Origin of the sequence: Bacillus sp. PAMC28748, from assembly GCF_014250415.1 — a bacterium.
GTDB classification, from domain to species: Bacteria; Bacillota; Bacilli; order Bacillales; family Bacillaceae; genus Bacillus; species Bacillus licheniformis.
This window is the reverse complement of sequence record NZ_CP060192.1, coordinates 1570882-1588582: the sequence shown is the minus strand read 5'-3', so window position 1 is coordinate 1588582 and position 17701 is coordinate 1570882. Positions and strand designations below refer to the sequence as shown.

The 17701-nt window shown below is 45.6% G+C and carries 18 protein-coding genes; 6 read left to right on the top strand and 12 right to left on the bottom strand.

Going from position 1 to position 17701, the window contains the following annotated elements; genetic code table 11:
* Window positions 1-84 precede the first annotated feature (84 nt).
* Window positions 85-636: an NAD(P)H-dependent oxidoreductase gene (locus H7F26_RS08150; protein WP_003178803.1), complete on the bottom strand. Its 552-nt coding sequence runs from the start codon at window positions 634-636 to the stop codon at window positions 85-87.
* A 183-nt stretch (window positions 637-819) separates the two neighbouring features.
* Here H7F26_RS08150 and H7F26_RS08145 point away from each other — a divergent pair, with 183 nt between their 5' ends.
* The 3 genes from H7F26_RS08145 to H7F26_RS08135 all read left to right on the top strand — a co-directional run bounded on the left by H7F26_RS08145 (window position 820) and on the right by H7F26_RS08135 (window position 3253).
* Window positions 820-1695 (top strand): transporter substrate-binding domain-containing protein, encoded by an 876-nt coding sequence (locus H7F26_RS08145; protein ID WP_003178801.1) that lies wholly within the window; start codon window positions 820-822, stop codon window positions 1693-1695.
* A gap of 11 nt (window positions 1696-1706) precedes the next feature.
* Window positions 1707-2390 (top strand): amino acid ABC transporter permease, encoded by a 684-nt coding sequence (locus H7F26_RS08140; RefSeq protein ID WP_003178799.1) that lies wholly within the window; start codon window positions 1707-1709, stop codon window positions 2388-2390.
* Window positions 2391-2692: 302 nt separating this feature from the next.
* Entirely contained in the window at window positions 2693-3253 is a 561-nt protein-coding gene (locus H7F26_RS08135; protein WP_003178794.1) for a hypothetical protein, read from the top strand.
* Between the two features lie 103 nt (window positions 3254-3356).
* On the opposite strand, the gene H7F26_RS08130 is transcribed toward H7F26_RS08135, so the two are convergent.
* From H7F26_RS08130 to H7F26_RS08120, 3 genes are all read right to left on the bottom strand, one after another.
* Complete coding sequence (locus H7F26_RS08130) at window positions 3357-3698, bottom strand: DUF3147 family protein (RefSeq protein WP_003178792.1); 342 nt, start codon at window positions 3696-3698, stop codon at window positions 3357-3359.
* Window positions 3689-4117: a MarR family winged helix-turn-helix transcriptional regulator gene (locus H7F26_RS08125; protein ID WP_003178790.1), complete on the bottom strand. Its 429-nt coding sequence runs from the start codon at window positions 4115-4117 to the stop codon at window positions 3689-3691. Before H7F26_RS08125 ends, H7F26_RS08130 begins: the two co-directional genes overlap by 10 nt.
* 86 nt (window positions 4118-4203) lie before the next feature.
* A complete protein-coding gene (locus tag H7F26_RS08120; RefSeq protein ID WP_003178789.1) occupies window positions 4204-5160 on the bottom strand; it encodes an acetylxylan esterase in 957 nt (318 codons plus the stop codon).
* Between the two features lie 165 nt (window positions 5161-5325).
* Here H7F26_RS08120 and H7F26_RS08115 point away from each other — a divergent pair, with 165 nt between their 5' ends.
* Complete coding sequence (locus tag H7F26_RS08115; protein WP_003178764.1) at window positions 5326-6237, top strand: permease; 912 nt, start codon at window positions 5326-5328, stop codon at window positions 6235-6237.
* Window positions 6238-6241: 4 nt separating this feature from the next.
* Window positions 6242-7087 carry a TIGR03943 family putative permease subunit gene (locus H7F26_RS08110; RefSeq protein ID WP_003178762.1) on the top strand — a complete coding sequence of 282 codons (846 nt, stop codon included), beginning with the start codon at window positions 6242-6244 and terminating at the stop codon, window positions 7085-7087.
* A 37-nt stretch (window positions 7088-7124) separates the two neighbouring features.
* Here the strand turns inward: H7F26_RS08110 and H7F26_RS08105 are convergent, their stop codons facing one another.
* The 7 genes from H7F26_RS08105 to nadE form a co-directional block, all read right to left on the bottom strand.
* Entirely contained in the window at window positions 7125-8369 is a 1245-nt protein-coding gene (locus tag H7F26_RS08105) for a PucR family transcriptional regulator (protein ID WP_003178760.1), read from the bottom strand.
* Window positions 8370-8529: 160 nt separating this feature from the next.
* Window positions 8530-9945: a sodium/proline symporter PutP gene (gene putP, locus H7F26_RS08100; RefSeq protein WP_228767668.1), complete on the bottom strand. Its 1416-nt coding sequence runs from the start codon at window positions 9943-9945 to the stop codon at window positions 8530-8532.
* A gap of 163 nt (window positions 9946-10108) precedes the next feature.
* On the bottom strand, window positions 10109-11659 hold the full coding sequence (gene pruA, locus H7F26_RS08095; RefSeq protein ID WP_017474002.1) for an L-glutamate gamma-semialdehyde dehydrogenase: 1551 nt from the start codon (window positions 11657-11659) through the stop codon (window positions 10109-10111).
* Window positions 11660-11682: 23 nt separating this feature from the next.
* Complete coding sequence (locus H7F26_RS08090; RefSeq protein WP_170865397.1) at window positions 11683-12594, bottom strand: proline dehydrogenase family protein; 912 nt, start codon at window positions 12592-12594, stop codon at window positions 11683-11685.
* A gap of 355 nt (window positions 12595-12949) precedes the next feature.
* Complete coding sequence (locus H7F26_RS08085) at window positions 12950-13720, bottom strand: nucleotidyltransferase domain-containing protein (RefSeq protein WP_017474003.1); 771 nt, start codon at window positions 13718-13720, stop codon at window positions 12950-12952.
* A 291-nt stretch (window positions 13721-14011) separates the two neighbouring features.
* Entirely contained in the window at window positions 14012-14545 is a 534-nt protein-coding gene (locus H7F26_RS08080; RefSeq protein WP_009330247.1) for a shikimate kinase, read from the bottom strand.
* Window positions 14546-14667: 122 nt separating this feature from the next.
* Window positions 14668-15486 carry an ammonia-dependent NAD(+) synthetase gene (gene nadE / locus H7F26_RS08075; RefSeq protein ID WP_003178747.1) on the bottom strand — a complete coding sequence of 273 codons (819 nt, stop codon included), beginning with the start codon at window positions 15484-15486 and terminating at the stop codon, window positions 14668-14670.
* A 165-nt stretch (window positions 15487-15651) separates the two neighbouring features.
* On the opposite strand from nadE, the gene H7F26_RS08070 reads away from it, so the two are divergent.
* Window positions 15652-16986 (top strand): amino acid permease, encoded by a 1335-nt coding sequence (locus H7F26_RS08070; protein WP_017474004.1) that lies wholly within the window; start codon window positions 15652-15654, stop codon window positions 16984-16986.
* On the opposite strand, the gene H7F26_RS08065 is transcribed toward H7F26_RS08070, so the two are convergent.
* Window positions 16987-17625, bottom strand: a complete 639-nt coding sequence (locus H7F26_RS08065) for a LysE family translocator (RefSeq protein WP_025807200.1) — start codon at window positions 17623-17625, stop codon at window positions 16987-16989.
* Window positions 17626-17701 lie beyond the last annotated feature (76 nt).

Genomic DNA, 17701 nt, shown 5'->3' with positions numbered 1-17701 from the left:
TGCTTTGCTTTTACTCAACTGTATCACGTTTTCTTGGAGGGTAACGAAAAAAAGAGGTCTGCGCTTGTGCACAAACCTCTTTACTTAAATCGAAAATACTTCTTTTAAATGGGCGTCCAGATCAGCTAAATATTGATCCACTTGCGGATTGCTGATTACATCATGGACAGAGAATGTTTTTAAAGGCTTCATGCCGATGAATTCCTGCATTTTGTGCAAATGAAACAGCGCTTCATCAAGGCTTTTACCTTCGAAGAATGTCCCCGCCTTGGAGAATACATCCTTCGGCGCGTTCCATGTGGTTGAAAACATATACTTTTTATCGGTAAACAGTCCGCCTCTTCCGTAGTCTTCAGACCCTTGATAAAAAAGCCCGTACTCATAAATTTCATCAATATATTTTTTAAATAAAGCAGGAACGCTGAACCAGTAAACAGGCGTCTGATAAATAACGGCATCAGCCCACTTGAATTTCTCGTGTTCCTCCGGGATTTGATAGCCGTCTGCCACCACTGTTTTTTTCACTTCATATTTTTCGCTCAGCTTGTCCGCCATCGCTGTAAAAATAGTGTGATTGAGCTGTCCTCTTGCATGGGGATAGGCTTCATGCCCGTTGATGATTAAAATATTTTTCATCTTTCTTATCCTCCTTATGTTTCAATTTGCCAATACCTTTATGATTCCATCTTTCACCTTAAAAAGTAAAGCAGGTTGCACAATCAATCATTTTATTTTTTCCCAATACTAATTATCTTATTGCCTAATCCCTACTTCAGTGCTATGGTTTACTTGACTAAAGGAATAGGAGGATTGTTTTAAGTGAATAAATTGCATACGTATAAGCGCATTACATTGTTGATAACTGTGTTGGCGCTTGCTCTTATAACAGCTGCATGCAGCACAGCTCAAAATAAGGCTGAAAACAAAAAAACGGCCTGGGATGAGATAAAGGAAAAAGGGAAGATCGTGGTAGCGACTTCAGGAACCCTTTACCCCACTTCATATCATGACACTGATTCCGGCAAGGACAAGCTGACCGGCTACGAAGTTGAAGTCATCCGTGAAGCGGCTGAACGGCTCGACCTGGATGTCGAATTTAAAGAAATGGGCTTTGACGGCATGCTGACTGCGGTGGGGAGCGGACAAGTAGACGCTGCCGCCAACGATATTACGATGACAGACGACCGCAAAGAAAAGTTTTTGTTCTCTACGCCTTATAAATATTCATTCGGAACGGCTATCGTCCGCAAAAAAGACTTATCAGGCATCCACACGCTTGAGGACTTAAAAGGAAAGAAAGCCGCTGGTGCAGCTACGACAGTTTACATGGATATCGCACGCAAATACGGAGCAGAGGAAGTCATTTACGACAACGCGACAAATGATCAATTTTTAAAGGATGTAGCGAATGGAAGAACCGACGTCATCTTAAACGACTACTACCTTCAAAAGCTCGCGCTCGCCGCAATGCCTGATCTGGATCTGACAATTCATCCCGATCTTAAATACTATCCGCATCAGCAAGGCATGATCATGAAAAAAGGAAACACTGAACTTAAAAAACAATTCGACAAAACGATTGATGAAATGCTGAAGGACGGCACAATCAAAAAGATTTCGAAAAAGTTTTTCGGCGGTGCCGATGTTTCGAAAAAGCAGGATATCGACTATATCGATGTCGATGTGAATAAATAGAGGGATTTAAATTGGGCTCTATTCAATGGGAGTATATTTTTAATGCAGAATTGGCTGCGAAATCGTTTCCTTATGTGATGCAAGGCATATGGAATACGCTTTTCATTTCTTTTGCGAGCATGTTTGCCGGTTTAATTCTCGGTTTTTTCATCGCGCTTGGGCGCATGTCCGGGCTCGCTTTGCTTCGTTGGCCGGCAAGAATCTATATCTCGTTTATGAGAGGCGTTCCGATCCTTGTCATACTATTTATCCTTTATTTCGGTTTTCCTTATATCGGAATCCAATTTACGGCTTTGGCTGCTGCCTTAATCGGCTTCAGCATCAACAGCGCCGCATACATTGCCGAGATTATCCGCTCGGCCCTGTCGTCCGTTGACAGAGGGCAGTGGGACGCTGCAAAATCGGTCGGATTCTCCTACTGGCAGACGATGCGCCACGTGATTGTCCCTCAATCGGTTAGGATTGCGCTCCCGCCTCTTGCGAACGTGATGCTTGATCTCGTTAAAGCGTCTTCCCTGGCCGCCATGATCACCGTGCCTGAATTGTTTCAGCAGGCAAAAATCGTCGGCGGACGGGAATTCGACTATATGACGATGTACATTTTAGTTGCCTTGATTTACTGGGCCATTTGCTCGGGGATCGCTTTGCTCCAGGATTTCCTGGAAAAGCGGACAGAGGTTTATATCAAAAAATAATATGAAGCTGCCGGGTACTCCGGCGGCTTACTATACTGTGAAACGGAGGCGGTATTATTCATTTCCTCAGATCAACTCATTTTCACGCAGAAAACCTTTATACGATCGACAGAAACAAAGTAAGCTATCAAACCGATTCATCTGGCCATTTCCAAGCCTCATACGTCTACTGCAACCATGCGAATGAGGAAGACCGAATTCATATATCCGTCTTCTTTGAAGGAAATGACCGGCCCTCGCAAACCTTTCCATTCATCGTTCCCGCTCATTCGTCCAAGGAAATCAACATCAGGCTCCAGCATGTGCCCGCGGGCAGACATATCGTTTATATCATCACCCAGACCTTCATGTTCGATCCAAAGGCTGAGTGCGATTGCAAATGGAATCGGGATGCCGACTATGTAGCGCCCTACTATTTTGAATTGATTTCACATGCTCCGCATCCTGACCGGCTGCCGGCACACCCTGCTTATATTGAACCCGTTAACTGTCAAATATACAGCGGAAGCGCATCTCAAACGGGATTGATTTACCTGTCTGACAAAGCAGGAAACCCCGTTGAAAAATCCGGCCGAGAAGGTCTGTATATCTCTTTGGTCAACCAGGAAGCGCATCGTTTAAAGGGCTATTTATATTACTTTCAAAATGGAGAATATCAAGAGTTCATGATCAGTCAAACTAAAGCTCAAGCATTCTCCTACGAACTCGCTCCTGAAACCGTCCAGACTTATCCGATAAACTTAAAAATACTCGGGAGCAATTATTTCCGATTTCTGTCGACATCCATCCCGCCGGACGGAGCATACCGGGACGCTCCTTTTCCGGCGAGGATGATTTACTACTCCAGGCTTTATACGTGGTAGACTCGGACCGGAATGTTATTCCGTTCCATCCCCCCGCCGGACCTTCTTAGGCTGCTTGTGCGGCAGCACAGGCAGCTCCTTATACCAAAGGACAACCCGCCTTTCACCCGAATATTGCATGGATGAGAGCCTTTTGCAGCATTAAACACCCGCCCCATCCGCATATTCCAAATACAACAGAAATGATAACCGGGAATGATGCTTTTAAACTCAAAACCACGATCAAAAGAAGAACCGCTGTGGCTGGAAACCCCCATAGCACGCCTTTCGCAAATTGGCTTAAATGCTTTAAAGATTCCCCTTGTACACTCAGCCAAAATAAACTCAGCAGACTGACAAGCGGCAAAGCCGCAATCATTCCGCCCATTTCAGGCGATTTTCGTGCAATCTCGGTTATAATGGCAATCAATATTGCAGAAACCCCGATTTTTACTATTAAAAACATGATTTTGCCTCCCGGCTTAACAAGGAAAATGCTGTTTTAACCATTTCGACTTCTTCCTCATTTAATTGCTCCAGCACCTTTTGCAGTTTTTTCGGATTAAGTCTCGTATGCCGTTTCACTGCTTCTTCACCTTCAGGCGTTAACGTGACGTAGACTTTGCGTTCATCGCTGCTGTCCCTGTTTTTCTGTACAAGCCCTTTTTGTATTAGTCTTTTCACATGTTCTGATGCCGTATTATGAGAGACATCCAACAATCTTGCTAAATGGCCAATGGTCACAAAGCGGTTTTTTTCGATATGCTGAAGCATCCGAACCGCTTGGTGAGACAATTGATCATCATGTTTCATGTGCAGATGGTAGTAAATATCCGTCCAGTTCTGATTCATCACTTCTATGGTTTGTTCCGTATTCACTTTCATCACCCTCTCTAATTATATCTTATAATACGATATATTCTTAAATCAAGACATAAAAAAACCCGGCTTCACCGGGTGTTCGCTTTTATTTATTTCAGATGCTTTCTCAGAAACGCCAGCTTTTCGGTTTGGAACGGCGGAATGTATTCGTGTCCAAAATAACGGTACACTTTTATTTCTTTATCCGTTTCCAAGTGATTGTAAGCCGCAAAGACGGTGGATGGCGGAGTGATGGTGTCAACCAGTCCGATCGACATGAGTACGGTCGCTTTGACCAATTGGGCAAGGTTCATGACATCGAAATAAGACAGGGTATGCATGGCCGCCTGCTCAATATCCGGACTGGTGTTTCTTCTGAAAAAGGAGTTGATTTCGAGATATGGCTGGTCGATCGCTGTATCGATCGCTCGTTGAAAATTGCTTAAATAAGGGTATTCGGACACGGCTGCTTTTGGAATATCGGACAGCGCCGAAACCGCGACGGCCAGCCCGCCTCCTTGGCTTGCCCCGATCACCCCGATCCGCTTTTCATCGACTTCAGCAAAACCGCTGACCACTTCGACTGCTCGTACGGCATCTAAATAGACCCCTCTGTAGTAATATGTTTTCGGATCGAGGATTCCTTTTGTCATCCAGCCGGGTACATGTCCGTGATGAGAGATCTCTGTATCTTCACTGCTGTTCTGTCCGCGGACCAGCATACCGAATGCCGCATAGCCGTGAAGAGCCCAATTGACAATATCGTGAATGTCTCCGTCATAGCTTGCGTTATAGCCGTGGTATTTGACGATCGCAGGATGAGGCCCTTGGCGGTCGGGTACTGCGTACCAGCCTTTAATTCGCGCTCCCCCGATGCTTCTGTATGTAAGCCAGTAGACTTTTACCCCGTCAGCCGGATATTCATGCGGTTCAAGCTGCGGTCCCGCTTTTTCATTTGCCAATTCCTCCAATGAACCCTTCCAGAACTCTTTAAAATCGGCCGGTGCCGTCCGTTCAGGTTTATACTGATAAAGCTGTTCAAGCGGCATATCATAAGGCTGCTGCATCTTTCTTTCCCCTCTTCTTTTCATTTTTTGAATATTCTTATCATAACATTCCCTTTCAAGGCTGTGTATTGATTCTGTTACTCATGCGCCTCCCATTATCTGACCCCCGCCACACAAAACCGCTTTTTTCAATTTATGTTATAATGCTAGATTGAAACTAAAAATATGGATTTGCGCGGAGGTTTTTTTGTGGCTTCACAATCCTTTCTGCAGCTGAACTCAATATTTATCAGTATATTAATAGAAGCGATTCCGTTCGTCTTGATCGGGGTTTTTATATCAGGTTTGATTCAAATGTTTGTGACGGAGGAGATGATGGCGAAAATCATTCCGAAAAACCGATTTCTCGCCGTTTTGTCAGGAACATTTGCCGGGGTATTGTTTCCGGCTTGCGAGTGCGGCATCGTTCCGATTGCCCGCAGGCTGCTTTTAAAGGGAGTGCCGCTTCATGCGGCGGTCGCCTTCATGCTGACGGCCCCGATCATCAATCCGATTGTATTATTCTCGACATTCATCGCTTTCGGAAACAAATGGGATGTCGTGTTCTACCGGGGCGGGTTGGCGATTGCGGTGTCTCTCATTGCCGGGCTGATCATCTCTTATCAATTTAAAGGGAATCAGCTGATCGAAAACGGGACGCACGGACATCACCACCATGTCCATGAGAGCCAGTCTTTCCTGCAAAAGCTCGGCGGGACGCTCCGCCATGCAGTTGACGAGTTTTTCTCAGTCGGAAAATATTTGATCATCGGCGCATTTGTCGCAGCAGCGATGCAGACGTATATTAAAACATCGACTCTTTTGGCGATCGGGCAGAATGATGTATCTTCCTCCCTCGTTATGATGGGGCTGTCATTTGTGCTGTCCCTTTGTTCAGAGGTCGACGCTTTTATCGCTTCTTCTTTCAGCAGTACGTTTTCCCTCGGCTCCCTCATCGCCTTTCTCGTATTCGGAGCGATGGTGGACATCAAAAATCTGCTGATGATGCTCGGCATCTTCAAAAAGCGCTTTGTGTTTGTCTTAATCCCCTACATCGCCGTTATTGTCTTAGCCGGATCACTGTTGGTAAAGGGGTGAGAACATGTTTCGCACATTCATTTTAATGTTGTTTACGTTTTTCTTTTTTCATCTTCATGCATCCGGCAATCTGACAAAATATATTAATATGAAATACGCTTACCTTTCATACATCGCTATTATTCTTCTGGCCATTTTGACAGCTGTGCAATTCTACATTTATATGAAAAGCTCGGATGAAAAAGGATGTAACCATGAATGCGGATGCGGCCATGACCACGATCATGAAAAAGATAAGCCTTTTCTGCAAAGAATGTTCATTTATTTCGTGTTCTTCTTCCCTTTATGCACCGGACTTTTTCTGCCGGCAGCGACGCTTGATTCCAATATCGTCAAGTCGAAGGGCTTCTCGTTCAAAGCGATCGAACAGCCGGAGCATTATGCCCAAACCCAGTACCTGCGCCCCGACACAAGCATCTACTACGGCCAGGATGGGTATGATGAATTGATGAATAAAGCGCTGAAAAAGTATAAAGAAAAACAGCATATTACATTAAAAGATGATGATTTTTTGAAGGGCATGGAAACGATCTATCATTATCCGGGAGAATTCCTTGACCGAACGCTCGAATTCGACGGCTTTGCTTTTAAAGGGGAAGCGATCAGTGACAAACAGCTGTTTGTCCTCCGCTTCGGCATCATTCATTGCATCGCCGACTCCGGCGTCTATGGCATGCTGGTCGAGTTCCCTGAAAATATGGATATTAAAGACGACCAGTGGCTTCATGTAAAAGGAACGCTGTCTTCCGAATACTATCAGCCTTTCAAATCTACAATTCCCGTGCTGAAAGTGAAGGATTGGTCTGCAATAAAAGAGCCGAAAGATCCTTACGTTTATCGGACATATTAAAAGCCGGCACTTCATGTACCGGCTTTTCTTTTTCTGTTTACGATTTGTAGCCTGCTTTCTTCATCAGCATTAAATCGATAAACAACTGACATCTTGTATTAAAATCATTGAGATCAATCGATGTCATTTCCAATATTTGTTTAATTCGGTAGTTGAGCGTGTTTTGGTGGATAAACAGCTGTTCTGCGGATGGCTTGACCTTGCAATTGTTGACGAGATAGATTTCAAGCGTTCTTAAAAATTCGGTGTGGCTTTCTTTATCTTTTTCTTTCAGCAGCTGAAGGTCCGGGTTTACATATTGCAGATGATCGTTTTTTGCGGCGATTTGGTCAAGATATTTGAAAAGCCCGAGCTTTTGATATTCATAGGGAATGTGTTCTTGGCTTCCCGTGATCTCCGCTGCTTTCGTCACTTGGAGCGCCTCTCTGTAGCTTTTGCCGAGGGAGAGCAGGCTGCTGTACTCATTGCCGACCCCGATCAAAATAAGGGGCAGCATTTGCGAGCGCAGATGGGTCAACAGACGGTTGATCAGTTCTGAGGCAGCGGCCAGCGCGGAACGCTTGCGCGACACACTGCCGACAATGATTGCGATATTCGAATGATCCTCCAGTACGTGACTGATGTTGTCTTTCAGGTTTAAATAAGACCGGATCGTTTCCTTTAGATCTTCGAGCAGTTCATCCTCCCCGTCAACGACTTGAAGCACCATGACGGTAAACACGGCCGGCAGGACGACGTTCGCTTTATCGGCGGCGGCCTTCAGCTCTTTTTCCGTTTGAAACTGATCGTTAATTGCCTTTTTGTAAAGCTCTTCCGCCTGTTCTTCTTTTTCTTGTTTGAGGCGTTTTTTCTTATAAATGATCTTCCCGACATGAAAGGAAGCTTGATATAAGAAATCAAGCTCTTCATCAGACAGGTTGTCTTCAATCTCCTGCACCCAGATATAGCCCATTATTTCGTCTTTATGCTTGGCGCTGACGACAACCCGCTGGTTTAAGCCGATTTCTTCAATCTGTTTTACCCGAAAAGGAGTCGGAATCGTTTTCAATTGATCAATAATGCCTTCTTCGACGAACTTTTCAAAGATCGGCAGCGGACATTTTTTGGAGAAAATCGTTTGCTGGTTTGCTGCATCAAAATGGTTAATATAATAGGAGTTGTAAGCTAATAAGAAAAAATCTGCGCTTTCCAGTATGACCGGCTTTTTCAGCTCCCCGCTGATAAAGTCAATGATCTCATTAATGTTTGAAAGAGAAACAACTTGTTCTAATAGCTCTTCCATATCCTTTCTCCTACTCGTTTTTAACTTAATCATACTTCTCCTTTACACTCTTGTATAGACTTATATGCGACTTTTAAAAAAATGGGATCAATCCCCTGTTAGAAGGGGGAGAAGGCCTATAAAAAGAGAGACGGAGAATGGTTCCCCATCTCCGTCATCGTTACAGCGTTTGTTTGTATTGCTCGAATTCATCAAGCACCTGCTGCTCCGGTTTTGACGTCAATAGACTGACGACAAACACAAACAGCAAGCTGGCGGCAAAGCCCGGAATCATTTCATAAAGAACATCGGAAAGCCCGGCTTCCGCCCAAATGATGACGGTAAGCGCTCCGGCAACCATTCCGGCAAGCGCCCCCCATTTTGTCATCCTCTTCCAAAACAAACTTAAGATGACCACGGGGCCGAACGACGCTCCGAAACCCGCCCAAGCATAGCTGACAAGACCGAGAATCGTATTGTTTTTTGTCCAGGCGAGACAGAGTCCGACAATGGAAACCGCCAAAACCGAAAGCCGTCCGAAAAAGACGAGTTCTTTATCAGATGCAGAGCGCTTAAATAGTGTTTTGTATAAATCTTCAGTTAGAGAACTTGATGTCACAAGCAGCTGGGAGGAAATTGTACTCATAACCGCTGCCAAAATCGCCGAGATTAAAAATCCTGTGATTAGAGGGTGAAACAGGATGTTACCCAATTGAATGAAGATGGTCTCCGGATCATCCAAGTGAAGCCCGTTCTTCGAGTAATACGCAATACCGAGCAATCCGGTCAGCAGTGCGCCCGCACTTGAAAAGATCATCCAACCCATGCCGATCCGGCGCGCTTTCTTCGTTTCCTTGATGGAGGATATCGCCATAAAGCGCACGATAATATGAGGCTGTCCAAAATAGCCGAGGCCCCATGAGAACAAGGAGATGATGCCGAGGACGCTCGTACCTTTAAAAATATTGAGGAGGTTTGGATCGATCGACTGGATCTCGCTGAAGGCTTCTCCAGGTCCTCCCGTCTGAATGACCGTCACAATCGGAACAAGAATTAACGCGACAAACATAATGATGCCTTGGACAAAGTCCGTCCAGCTGACTGCCAAAAACCCGCCGAAAAGCGTGTAGGCCACGACAACGCCTGAAATGATCCACAGCCCTGCATGGTAATCCAAATTAAATATGCTGTTAAATAAAACGCCCCCGGAAACCATTCCAGATGATACATAAAACGTAAAAAAGGTAATAATGACGACTCCGGAAAATATTCGCAGGATCTTTGATTTGTCATGAAAACGGTTTTCTAAAAATGCAGGGATAGTGATTGAATTGCCCGCTACTTCGGTGTATGACCTTAGACGCGGCGCTACAAATATCCAGTTCGCCCAAGCGCCGAGTACGAGTCCGATGACAATCCACGAACCGCTCAGGCCTGTTGCAAACATGGCGCCCGGCAGCCCCATCAAAAGCCAGCCGCTCATGTCTGATGCGCCGGCGCTGAGCGCCGTGACAGCAGGCCCGAGCGTTCGTCCGCCAAGCATATAGTCTGAGAGGTTTGCTGTCCGTTTGTAAGCGTAATACCCAATATAAAGCATCCCTACCATGTAAATCACGATGGAAATGATCAATTGTACGTTCTGAATAAGAATCTCCCCCCAAGATGCCGTTTATCTAAATTTTTAGACTAATTTCTCTTTTTTTGAAGGCAGCCTATAATAGGCTGCCTTCGTCCCCCTGTTTAACCCCTTTTCTTACACCTTAAAACATTTCGCTGATCGTTTTCGCCTGCATGTGAAGCGCAAGATAATCAGGTCCGCCCGCTTTAGAGTCGGTTCCCGACATTTTGAAACCGCCAAACGGATGGTAGCCGACGATCGCCCCTGTACAGTTGCGGTTGAAATACAGATTTCCGACATGGAATTCTTGTTTTGCCCTGTTGATATGATCGCGGTTTTTAGTAATGACCGCGCCTGTCAGGCCGTATTCGGTGTTGTTGGCAACTTCCAGCGCCTCATCAAAGCTGCTTACTTTTGAGAAAGCAACAACAGGTCCGAAAATTTCTTCCTGCATTAACCGGGCTTTCGGATCTAAATCGGCAAAGATCGTCGGTTCGATGAAGTAGCCTTTTGAATCATCGCCTTTTCCTCCGCTGACTAAGCGGCCTTCTTCTTTTCCGATTTCGATATAGTCCATGATTTTGTTAAAGGATGCCTGATCGATGACAGGTCCCATGTAAACGTCCGCGCTGTCGGGCTCTCCGACTTTCTTGGACTCCGTAATTTCAATCACGCGCTTCAATACTTCGTCATATACCTTTTCATGCACGACAGCCCGTGAACCTGCTGAACATTTTTGGCCTGCAAAGCCGAAGGCAGATGTGAAAATTGATTGTGCAGCCAATTCAATATCACAGTCTTCATCAACGACGACCGTATCTTTTCCGCCCATCTCAGCGATCACTTGTTTTAAGTGGGTCTGACCAGGCTGAACCTTCGCTGCACGCTCAAAAATGCGCGTTCCGACTTCCCTTGAACCGGTAAACGTAATGATGCTTGTTTTCGGATGGTCCACCAAATAATCCCCGACTTCAGCTCCGCTTCCAGGGACGAAGTTGACTACTCCTTTTGGAAGTCCGCTTTCTTCAAGCACTTCAACAAACTTTGCGGCAATGACAGGCGCTGCGCTTGCAGGCTTCAGTACAACTGTGTTTCCTGTCACGATCGGCGCAACTGTCGTTCCGGCCATGATCGCGAACAGGAAGTTCCAAGGCGGAATAACAACCGTAACACCAGTCGGTGTGTACACATATTGATTTCGTTCGCCTTCACGGCTGTTAACCGGCTTTCCTTTCGCAAGCTCAATCATTTGCCGCGCATAGTATTCCATAAAATCGATCGCTTCTGCCGTATCCGCATCCGCTTCATTCCAAGGTTTTCCTGCTTCTTTGACTAAAAGCGCAGAGAACTCATGCTTTTTGCGGCGCACTTTGGCAGCCGCGCGGAATAAAACAGCCGCTCTTTCTTCAGGATCTGTGTATCTCCAAGTTTCAAACGCTTTCGCAGCCGCCTGAATGGCCTTTTCCGCATGATCCTGAGTAGCCTTGGATACCGTGCCTACAACTTCTTCTTTGTTTGCAGGGTTGATCGATACGATCTTGTTTTCCGTTTCATAACTTTCTCCATCGATAACAAGAGGATAGGACTGACCCAGCCATTCGTTATTTACCGTTTCCAGAGCTTTTTCGAATGCCTTCCGGTTTTCTTCGATCCCGAAATTTGTAAATGGTTCGTGTTTGTAAGGTGTTGTCATGCTAATCTCCCCTTTTTATCGTTTTATTTCTTCGTCATGCCTTTAAACGCAAAAGCGATGTTGGCAGGCCGCTCAGCAAGCCGTCTCATAAAGTATCCGTACCAGTCATCTCCGTAAGGAAGATACACGCGCATATTGTAGCCTTCCTTCACCAGTTCCAGCTGAGTTTTGCTGCGCATCCCGTACAGCATTTGAAATTCGAAGCGGTCTTTGCCGATTTGATGCTCATTCGCAATTTCTTTGGCGAAATCAATCATCTTGTCGTCATGAGTTGCGATAGCTGTGTAATGGCCGCTCAGCAGCTGCTTTTTAATGAGCTTTTTGTAATTCTCATCCACATCCTTTTTGTCAGGGAAAGCCACTTTCGGCGATTCTTTATAAGCTCCCTTCACAAGACGGAAAAACGGATTTAATGAATTGAGCTCCTCCAAATCCTGTTCGGTCCGGTACAAATAAGCCTGCAGGACGGTGCTGACATACTCGTATTTCTGCCTGAACTCCTTAAAGAGGTCAAGCGTCTTTTGGCAGCGCACTTCATCCTCCATATCGATTGTGACCATCACTTGGTGCTGCTCGGCACATTCCAGAATACTGTTCATATTATCCCTGACAAGGTCAAGGTCAATATCGAGTCCCAATGACGTCATCTTTAATGAAACATGTGAATTAAGCTGTTCCTGAGCAATCAGCTGAATGGCCCGAATGCATTCCTGCGTGCGCTCCCTTGCGACTTCCCTGCTGTTCACAAATTCGCCCAAGTGATCGACTGTCACAGTCAGCCCTTGTTCGTTAAGCCCCTTAATAATCGGAATTGAAGCTTCAAAATCTTTTCCTCCGATAATTTTTCCGGTCGCGACGGAACTCCCCCAATTTCTCGCCAGGCGATTCAGGATGCTGCTTTTAGATAAGAATAGGAAAAAGTCTCTTGTTATCACTTCCATTATCACACCCCGCCATCTCATGAAATATTTCTTTATATTCTTAATTTTATAAGAGCCAAGGGTCGATTCACAATATTTCGAAAAAACAAAAAAGCTGACGATTTTTGTGGTTTTTCCACAATGTTTTACATCTGGTGGGATTTTTTCAGAAACTTTCTTCCTGAAACTTGGATGGTATACAACAATAGAATCAGGAAGAAACTTCGGTAAAGAACAGAATGCGTTTTTGGCGAATGGCCTTGCTGCCGTTCCGCCCCGCTTTTTCTGAAAACGCTTTCTGTTATACTAAACCATTTCCCTATGGATACAAAGAAAAAACCCTTTAAGAATACTTAAAGGGAATATCATTTTATGCCCACACCTCGTCTAGCGTTTCTCTAAACAGACGGTCAAGCTCCTGCGTCAGATCTTCATGATCCGTTTTATATGCTTTGGCAACTGTCTGAAGCCGCTCAAGTTCACGCTCAATAAATGCGTGGAGAATGGGGTTTTGAGGTTCAAGATTGAACTCCTCCCCTTTCTTTTTCCTTTCAAGCAGCTGATGGATTTCTGTTTTCAGCGGTCCGTCTTCCGTAAGTTCGTCAAGCAAAACCTGAAATTCAATCGGAGGAACCGTCCGGCGGCTTTCGATCCACTGGCAAGCCAGAATCGGGCGGAGTACATAAAAATATTTTTTGATTTTCACTTCTTCACGCGTCAGGTAGTCTCGGAAATTTCCCGACGCCATATTGAGATAATGGTACATACAGGAGACTGGAGAAAAGGCGCGGCTTTTGAGCCGCCTCATTTTTTCTGCCAGCGAATAGGCTTCATCATAAACGGGTCCCGAAGAGAGCCATTCGAGAAGCGGAGGATTTGATTTCCGGAACAGCCTTAACGCTTTTGTCAGCTCCCAGCCGCTGATATCGAGAGAATCGTCAATCGGCAGTTCAATCACATCGCGCTTTGCATCAATTGACAGATACCAGTCTTTTTGATGGACATAAATAAATCTGACGTCGTAATCGCTGTCCTGTGAAGGAAAGCCCCATGCCCTGCTGCCAGATTCAACGGCATAGAGGATTTTGACGCCATATGTTGCTTCAATGTTTTTCAGTTCTTCTTCAATTCGCTGTTTCATGATAAGTACACCGCCAGTCTATCGTTTCTATTATTTACATTATAGTGTCCGGGCCGGCAATAAGCGACTTTTTTAAAGCCTTAGGGGCGGAAAAACCTTATCCAGGGAAAAATTGGTGGCGGGGTGTAACGTGATGCCCATCCTGATCCCCTATACTGTATCAAACGGACAAACGGTCAAACAAGGCCGAAAAATCCGGCATTCATCTGCGGATAACGGAAAGAGCCAATGATCAGACAGACCATTGGCTCTTTGCTTATTCCGGTATATTTAGCTTAATTAAACGTTTGTTTAAGATTGACCAAGCTTTAGCATCTCCACAATATAGTCGGCCGTTTCTTCGGCAGACCGGTTATCGGTTTCCACTTTTAAATGGTGAAATGCATAAATGCTCTTTCTTTCATTGAACAGCTGTTTCATTTCTTCAATTGTGCGGTTATGAAGAACCGGCCTGTTTTCAATCAAGAGATCCATCCGCTGCTTCCAATTCTCCCATCTTAAATCAAGAAAGATGACAAAGCAGTGTTCGAGGCACTTCTTTCTGATTTCCTCCTGCTGAAAAGCGCCGCCCCCTAAGGATACGATGTTGCCCATTGTATGTTCGCACATCTGAAAAATATATTCTTTTTCCGTCTGTCTGAAAAACGCTTCCCCTTTTTGCTGAAACATCTCCGGAATGGTCATTTGAAAGTCTTTTTCGATCTCGTGGTCGATATCGATAAAGTCACGGCCTAATTTCTTTGACACAAGCTGGCCGATGGTTGTTTTTCCGACGCCCATAAACCCGATCAGCACAATATTCTTATCTCTTATTGCGGCATTCATTTCCAGCTTCTACTCCTCCCTGCATAAAGGAATCAAATATCTAAAGTATATGACAATTCCATCTGTAATGATATAGTGTGCCTGTTAATAAAAAAAGAGGCTGACTTCAGCCTCTTTTTAGCTTATTTCCACCAGTCGTCAAACATTGAAGCAGGGACTTGGCGTTTGTGCTCGGATGCCTTGTAGCGTTTTTCGATGGCCTCTGCCACCTCGCTGGAGACGGCTTTTCCTTCAAGGTAGTCGTCGATGTTATCATATGTCAGGCCGAGCTCTGTTTCATCGGATTGCTGAGGTTTTTCATCAAGCAAATCGGCGGTCGGGGACTTCGTATAAAGCCGCTCCGGCGCTCCCAGCTCTTCCAGCAGGCTTCTGCCCTGGCGCTTTGTCAGTCCTGTAAGCGGCAAAAGGTCTGCGCCCCCGTCTCCGTATTTCGTAAAAAATCCGGTAACAGCTTCTGCAGCATGATCTGTCCCAATTACCAGCAGCTGATTTTGACCTCCGATCGCATATTGGGTGATCATCCGGACTCTCGCTTTTACATTGCCTTTGTGAAAATCGGCAAGCGCCTCTCCCGTGACTGACTGATATTGAGCAGCAAATGAACCTACAGTTGAAGCAATGTCAAAAGCAAAAGACTTGTCCGGCTGGATAAATTTCAGCGCCAGCTGGGCGTCATCTTCATCCTGCTGAACACCGTAAGGCAAGCGGACCGCAATAAATTCCGCCTGAATGCCTTCTTCCCTCAATTCTTCAACAGCCAGCTGGGCCAGCCTGCCCGCCAATGTGGAGTCCTGTCCTCCGCTGATGCCTAAAACAAAGCCTTTGGCACCCGTTTTTTTCAAATAGCTTTTTAAAAAACCGACCCTTTTTTCAATTTCCTGTTTCGGTTCGATAGAAGGCTTTACATTCAGTTCCTGCATGATTTTTTCTTGTAAAGTCATCCGTCACTCCTCCTTTTGACTGAATGAACCGTAATGATTATGTCTTTAACTATAGCATATGTCTCATTTCAAAGTGAATATTGAGGTGCGCAAAGAACCTCCCCCTTTGCGAATAAAAACGGAGCCCCCTGGCAAAATAACAAGAAGATTAGAGGGGTTGAAACGATGAAACGACAAGCGAAAAAAGGAGATTTAAAATGGTGGCAGCTGTCCATGATCGGGGGCGGCTGCACAATTGGAACGGGGTTTTTCCTCGGCTCAAGCATCGCGATTAAGAAAAGCGGCTTTTCCGTATTAGCCGCCTTTCTTCTTGCTGCCCTTGGCACTTTTCTTGTTTTTCAGCAGCTGGCGAAATTAACGGCAGATCATCCTGTTGAAGGGTCTTTTTGTTCTTACGCCAGAGAGGCCTTCGGCAATTGGGCGGGGTTTAGCAATGGCTGGGTCTACTGGTCATCGGAAATGCTGATCATCGGGAGCCAGTTGACAGCGATTTCCCTGTTTACGCGCCATTGGTTTAACGAGATTCCGCTGTGGGTGTTCGCCTCTATTTATGCGATTCTCGGATTGATCGTCATTTTCACAGGGCGCAGCAGCTTTGAAAAAACGGAAAACATATTGGCCGTGTTGAAAACGGCGGCCATTTTAATGTTTATCATCATCGCTGTCTTGGCATTGTGCGGGCTGCTGCCTGGAAAAACGCCTGAAGTGCAGTTCCCTGACCGGGTTCACGAATTGTTTCCTTTCGGCTTTATGGGATTGTGGACGGGGTTGATTTATACATTTTACGCTTATGGAGGAATCGAAGTCATGGGTCTGATGGCGATTCACTTAAAAGACCCGAAGGATTCATCAAAGTCAGGCAGCCTGATGCTCATAACCCTTGCTGTGGTCTACGTCGTATCGATCGGGCTGGCCATGCTCCTTGTACCACGCGGAACATTCACCGAACAGAACAGCCCGTTTATTACGTCATTAAAAGACTTTCATCTCGATTTGATCATGGATATTTTCAACGGCATTTTTATTATTGCCGGTTTTTCAACGCTGACCGCTTCCCTGTTCGCCGTCACCACACTGATGGGAACAATGGCGAAAAACGGGGATGCACCGGCCTGCTTTGCCAAAAAAGAAAAGGCGAAAGTATCGTGGCCGGCACTCGGCCTGACAGTGCTCGTTCTCGCTGCTTCCATCGTCTTGTCGCTCATTTTGCCGAAGCAGCTTTATGAACACATGACGACGGCCGCCAGCTTGATGCTGCTCTATAACTGGATGTTTATCCTGCTTTCCAGCAAAAAGCTCACAAAACCGAAAATGAAAGGGAATGTCCAGATTGTCACAGCGCTCGTCCTGATTTTGTTCGCCGTTTCGGGTACGTTATTTGAAAAAAACAGCAGACCCGGTTTTTTTGTGAGCCTTCTCTTTCTTGCCGTTATTGCTGCTGTGACGATGCTCATGAAAAAAAAGTGGGCGGATCAGGAAGAGAAAAACGGGCAGACATGATCAGCGCCCCGCCTGCAGCAGTTCGAGAATTCCCTGATAGCCGAAGTAGCATCCAAATACGATCAGACTGATGCCCGCGAGCCAAGTCGTTCCCTGGATCATCCGCGGGCTTAAAAATGTTCTGAATGTCCCGGCTAGAAAAGACATGGCCAAGTCCCACAGAAAAAGTCCGATTAAAATGCCTGAACTGCAGATCAGCAGCTGGTATGATTCGTACGCCTCTACCGTTTTCGCCAAAATGCTTCCGTAAATGCCGAGCCAGAACATGATGCTCAGCGGGTTTGAAAGGGAGATTACCAGCCCCGACAAAAAAGATTTGCGGTATGACCCTTTCTCTCCCGCACCTCTCATCAGCGATACTTCCTTCGCCTTGACCAGGCTCTCGATCCCCGTATAGGTCAAAACAAAAAAACCAAACAGCCATAAAAACGTTTTTAAGAATGGCGCTGTCAAAAATTGCGCAACTCCAAAGTAGATTAAAGCCATATATAGGACATCCGCCGTTACAGCGCCAAGGCCAAACAGCCAGGCATGAAAGAATCCGCCTTTCATGCCTCTGTCGATCTGCGCGGCATTCACAGGTCCGACTGGTGCGGCCAATGACAAACCCAAAAACACATAGCTCAGGAAGATGTTCAACATATCGCGTCCCCCTTCCGCGGATAACTTGTACAATGTATTCAAAAAGAGGACATGATAGAACAAGCAGCTTAAA

Bases quoted from the DNA above. Each gene is read 5' to 3' on its own strand.
- putP (WP_228767668.1), bottom strand. From the start codon at position 9,945: ATGCTTTATATTGGGTATTACGCTTACAAACGGACAGCAAACCTCTCA.
- H7F26_RS08070 (WP_017474004.1), top strand. From the start codon at position 15,652: ATGAAACGACAAGCGAAAAAAGGAGATTTAAAATGGTGGCAGCTGTCC.
- H7F26_RS08115 (WP_003178764.1), top strand. From the start codon at position 5,326: ATGGATTTGCGCGGAGGTTTTTTTGTGGCTTCACAATCCTTTCTGCAG.
- H7F26_RS08150 (WP_003178803.1), bottom strand. From the start codon at position 636: ATGAAAAATATTTTAATCATCAACGGGCATGAAGCCTATCCCCATGCA.
- H7F26_RS08125 (WP_003178790.1), bottom strand. From the start codon at position 4,117: ATGAAAGTGAATACGGAACAAACCATAGAAGTGATGAATCAGAACTGG.
- nadE (WP_003178747.1), bottom strand. From the start codon at position 15,486: ATGACTTTACAAGAAAAAATCATGCAGGAACTGAATGTAAAGCCTTCT.
- H7F26_RS08105 (WP_003178760.1), bottom strand. From the start codon at position 8,369: ATGGAAGAGCTATTAGAACAAGTTGTTTCTCTTTCAAACATTAATGAG.
- pruA (WP_017474002.1), bottom strand. From the start codon at position 11,659: ATGACAACACCTTACAAACACGAACCATTTACAAATTTCGGGATCGAA.
- H7F26_RS08130 (WP_003178792.1), bottom strand. From the start codon at position 3,698: ATGTTTTTAATAGTAAAAATCGGGGTTTCTGCAATATTGATTGCCATT.
- H7F26_RS08120 (WP_003178789.1), bottom strand. From the start codon at position 5,160: ATGCAGCAGCCTTATGATATGCCGCTTGAACAGCTTTATCAGTATAAA.
- H7F26_RS08080 (WP_009330247.1), bottom strand. From the start codon at position 14,545: ATGAATGCCGCAATAAGAGATAAGAATATTGTGCTGATCGGGTTTATG.
- H7F26_RS08110 (WP_003178762.1), top strand. From the start codon at position 6,242: ATGTTTCGCACATTCATTTTAATGTTGTTTACGTTTTTCTTTTTTCAT.
- H7F26_RS08085 (WP_017474003.1), bottom strand. From the start codon at position 13,720: ATGAAACAGCGAATTGAAGAAGAACTGAAAAACATTGAAGCAACATAT.